The sequence below is a fragment of the Kitasatospora sp. NPDC093806 genome, from assembly GCF_040683335.1.
Taxonomy (GTDB): domain Bacteria; phylum Actinomycetota; class Actinomycetes; order Streptomycetales; family Streptomycetaceae; genus Kitasatospora.
Genome location: NZ_JBFBDO010000231.1, coordinates 1 through 3,998 on the forward strand (window position 1 = coordinate 1; position 3,998 = coordinate 3,998).

Sequence of the window (3,998 nt, forward strand, 5' to 3'; positions counted from 1 at the left end):
CCCGTGGCCCGTCGGGGACCACGGGACCGGGGGCGTCCTCAGCGGAACAGCGCGATGGCGTGGACCTCCAGCAGCCGCTCGGCGGCGTTCCAGCCGTCGACCGTGCCGAGGCAGTGGCTCGCGATGGTCTGCCGGTGGTCCTCGCCGCCGGCCAGCCCCGCGGTGGCGCAGGTGATCCGGACCTGCCCCATCCGCGAGAGGTCCTCGGGGTCGGCGTACGGGGCCAGGAAGACGGTGGTGCCCGCCGGGGTGCCCGGGGCCGGCTCGACGGCCCGGAACTGGCCCCGGATCAGCACGTAGTCCTCCGCCTCGCTCAGCCGCACGCCGCTGGGCCGGGAGCCGGACTCCTCCAGCGCCTCCAGCCACCGCTGGAGCGCGCGGTTCTTCCGGACGCTGCCGGCCCGCAGGTTGGCGTGGACGATGCCGTCGCCGCGTTCGAGCGTCTTGACGATGACGCCGATCACGTCGATCGGCGCGTGGGTCTGGACGTACCGGTTGATCCGCTCCTCCGCCGCGTCCGCGCCGAGGCCGACCGGCGTGCCCGGCAGCTCGCCGCCGGCCCGCACGCTGCGGCTGATCCGCCGTTCGACCTCCTGGGTGAGCGCCTCGCTGTAGCGGCCCATCCGGTAGAGGTCCATCACGCCCTTGTCGTCCAGGTAGACGCAGGCCTTGGTGGTGACGTCCAGGCCGGCGGTGCGCCGGGCGCGGCGGCGCTCCTGACCGGCGATGACGAACAGCGCGACCAGGCTCCCGAGGGCGAGCAGCCAGACGGTCATGTCGAACCAGAAGACGCTCCACCAGGACTCACTGAGGACGGTCACGGGTCTCCTTCGCACGTTCACGAGCTGGGGGCGGGGCCCGCCGGCAGGGTCGGCCGGACGGCCGGCAACGGGGGCGAGGTGTCGGCGGTGTAGTGGGCGAGGAGGCGCCGGACCACCTCGGGCTGGTCGGGGAAGTACAGGGCGTTGCCGATCGGCCGTTCCAGCCGGGGGTCGCGCGGGACGGTCGGGTCCACCGGGCGGCGGAGGGTGAGCTGCATGATCCGCTTCTGCGCGGCGGGCGTGAGCAGCCAGGCGGCCACCCGGTCGTAGGCGGCGCGTTTGGCCGGGTCGAGCAGCAGCAGCGGGAAGTCGGAGAGCACGATGCCGTCCCGCGGGTAGACGAGCTCCAGCGGTTCGCGCAGCCGTCCGCCCGCGTTGAGGGTGAGCAGGTCCGACTCGTAGGCGATCAGCGCGTCGGTGCCGTCCTGGCGGTCGACGTAGGCCTCGACCAGGGCGCCGGTGGTCGGCGCGGTCAGGACCCGGCCGTTGAGGAAGCCGCGCAGCGGGTCGCGGGTGACGTCCTCGGGGCGCAGCGCCTCGCCGGTGCCGGCGTCGGCGGTGGCGACGGCGACGAGCGCGCCGAGGCCGCTGTTGGTGAGGTTGGGGTCGGCCAGCGCGTACCCGAGCGAACCGCGGGCGGCGGCCCGGGCGATGTCGGCCCAGGACACCCCGGTGCCGCCGTCCTGGCGCAGCCGGTCCGCGGCGGCCCGCTTCACGCCGATCACCAGCGGGGACATCATGGTGCGGGTGGTGACGACCGGCCGGGTGGTGCTGCCGGCCTCCTTGAGGTCCAGGCGCAGCCAGCGGTCGGAGGAGAGCCAGGCCAGGTCGGGCCCGCCGGAGCGGCCGGAGCCGAGCACGCTGCTGGCGTCCACCGTGCCGCGGTACTCCAGGTCCAGTGTGATGCCGGTGTCGCGGCGCAGCTCGTCCAGCAGCGGGCGCAGATCAGCCAGTTCGGAGGAGGCCAGCACGGTCAGGGTGGTGTGGCCGGGGGAGTCGGAGGTGCAGCCGGTGGCGGAGCAGGCGGTGCCGAGGAGCAGGGCCAGGACCAGCAGGGCCCTGGTGACCGGCCCGGAGCGGTGTGGTGTCGCGTGGTTCACGGGGTGGCCTTGTCGGAGGGCGCGGGCGGCGGGCAGTCGCCGACCTCCCGCACCATGCGGTTCAGCAGGTCCTGGCGCGGCATGATCGTCTTGGTGTCGTCGGTGTGGCTGTCCGGGGCCGGGATGCCGCGGGCGCCGAGGTACTTCGCGAGTTCGCCGGAGTCCGCGCCGTCGCCGATGGTGTGGAAGCCGAGTGCCACCGCGCGTTCGCGCAGCCTGCGGTCGTGGGTGAGCAGTTCGCCGAGCCGGTCGGCGTCGGGGTTGAGCGAGATGAACTGCGGCTGGGTGATGAACCGGGCGGTCGGGTAGAGCAGCACGCGGTCGGTGTCGATCTTGTGGTTCCGGTCGTAGTACCCGGCCTGGTAGGCGAGGTACTGGTGCTCGTAGGCGACCACCACAGGGGCTATCCCGCGGCCCTCCGGGGCGACGTAGGGCTCGAACACGTCGGCTCCGGGCATGCCCTGGACGCCCAGCAGGGGTTTGATCGCGGCCGTCAGGGAGTCGGCGACCGAGTCCTCGGGGACGGCGTTGCCGTTGCGGGTGAAGGCGACCTGGGCGAGGAAGGTCTCGGCCGAGTTCGACTCGCAGATGTGCGAGGTCTGGGCGACCACGACGTTGCCGTTGGTGGTGCCGTGCCGGCCGATGTCGAGGTCGTTCCAGGTCTTGTGGGCAGCGGTCTTGTCCAGGAAGTCGCCCAGCTTGAGCGCGTAGTACAGGGTCACGTCGCGGCGGCCGTCGGGGTGCTGCGGAGTGGCGATGCCGGCGTCCTCCAGGGTCTCCGCGTAGTCCCGGTAGGTCGCGAGCACCAGCGGGCTGACGAACGGGTAGTACGAGTTGGACGACTCGTTCGCCGCCTTCCGCCGGGCGATGATCTCGTTGGCCGCCGGCCGGCCGGAGGGGAAGAGGAAGTCGTAGCGGGAGAAGTCGACGTGGGCAAGCTCCTGGGAGCCCATGACGGTCGGGTGGACCCGGATGTGGTGGCTCAGCAGGATCCGCTGGACCTCCGGGTCCTCGAAGAACTCCGCCTTGGAGCCCATTCCCCCCTCCAGGGTGACCACCCGGTCGAACGGCAGCAGGAGGCTGCCGTTGATCGCCAGGAACGTGCTGCAGGCCAGGAAGAAGGCCAGCAGGGTGGCGGTGGTGACCACGAACTTCCGTCGCGACCTCAGGAACGAGCGGCGTCTGATCGCCAGCCTCGGTTCCTCGACTGTCCGGCTCTCAAGCATGTCTGACACTGTGTCAGGCCAATTCGAGCGGGTCGGCGGCCGAAGGGGCGAGTTCACCGGACGGTTGTCCCTCGTTTCCCGCCGACCGCGCCCGTCGATCCCTGCTGTCGACCGCGCCCGCCGACCGTGCCCGTCGATCCCTCCCGTTGTCTGCTCCCGGCCCCGGCGGTCAGCGGATCCCCTCCACCGCCGCCTGGGCGGCCCGGGCCAGCTCTTTGCGCGGTGCCCAGCGGCGCTCGGGGTCGGGCGCCGGGGCCGGGATCGGCGGACGGAGGGTGAGCTCCGCCACCAGGCCCCGGACCGCGACGACCCGGGCGAGCGAGGTGAGCAGTCCGTCCTCGCCGACGAAGGCCGGCGCGCTGGTCGGCCGCCCGTCGGCCAGCCGGTAGCGGATGGTGGCCGGCTGGACGGTCGCGCCGGCCCGGACGGCGGCCTCGAAGAAGGCCGGGCGGAACCGGCCGCTCTCCCGGCCGCACCAGGTGGACCCCTCCGGAAAGACGATCATCGGGTGACCGGCCCGCAGCCCGGCGGTCACCTCGGCGACCGTGTCCGGCAGGGTGCGCAGCCGGTCGCGGTCCAGCAGCACGGTGCCGCCCAGGGCGACCAGCGGGCCGAGCACCGGCCAGTCGCCCACCTCGGTCTTGGCGAGCGACCGCCCGGGGCGGGCGGCGGCGATCAGCGGGATGTCCAGCCAGGAGACGTGGTTGGCCACCACCAGCACCCCGCCGTGCGGGCCGGGGCCGTCCACCGCCTGCGGGCCGCCGTCCGCGCCGGGACCGTCCACCGCCTGCGGGCCGCCGTCCGCCGGGCCCGGGCCGGTGCCGGGCCCCGGCTCGATCCGCACCGCCACC

Annotated in this window: 4 protein-coding genes; all 4 read right to left on the reverse strand. The window is 73.6% G+C overall.

Features of this window, described 5'->3' with window-relative positions:
* Positions 1–38: 38 nt before the first annotated feature.
* Positions 39–821 carry a hypothetical protein gene (locus AB0N76_RS39470; protein WP_363565685.1) on the reverse strand — a complete coding sequence of 261 codons (783 nt, stop codon included), beginning with the start codon at positions 819–821 and terminating at the stop codon, positions 39–41.
* A gap of 17 nt (positions 822–838) precedes the next feature.
* Entirely contained in the window at positions 839–1,921 is a 1,083-nt protein-coding gene (locus AB0N76_RS39475; RefSeq protein WP_363565686.1) for a substrate-binding domain-containing protein, read from the reverse strand.
* On the reverse strand, positions 1,918–3,147 hold the full coding sequence (locus AB0N76_RS39480) for a hypothetical protein (RefSeq protein ID WP_363565687.1): 1,230 nt from the start codon (positions 3,145–3,147) through the stop codon (positions 1,918–1,920). The genes AB0N76_RS39475 and AB0N76_RS39480 overlap by 4 nt, the downstream gene beginning before the upstream one ends.
* Positions 3,148–3,316: 169 nt before the next feature.
* The coding region (locus AB0N76_RS39485) for a lysophospholipid acyltransferase family protein (RefSeq protein ID WP_363565688.1) at positions 3,317–3,998 on the reverse strand (682 nt) is incomplete at its 5' end.

Excerpts from the sequence above, each read along its gene's own strand:
- AB0N76_RS39480 (WP_363565687.1), bottom strand. The coding sequence starts at position 3,147 with ATGCTTGAGAGCCGGACAGTCGAGGAACCGAGGCTGGCGATCAGACGC.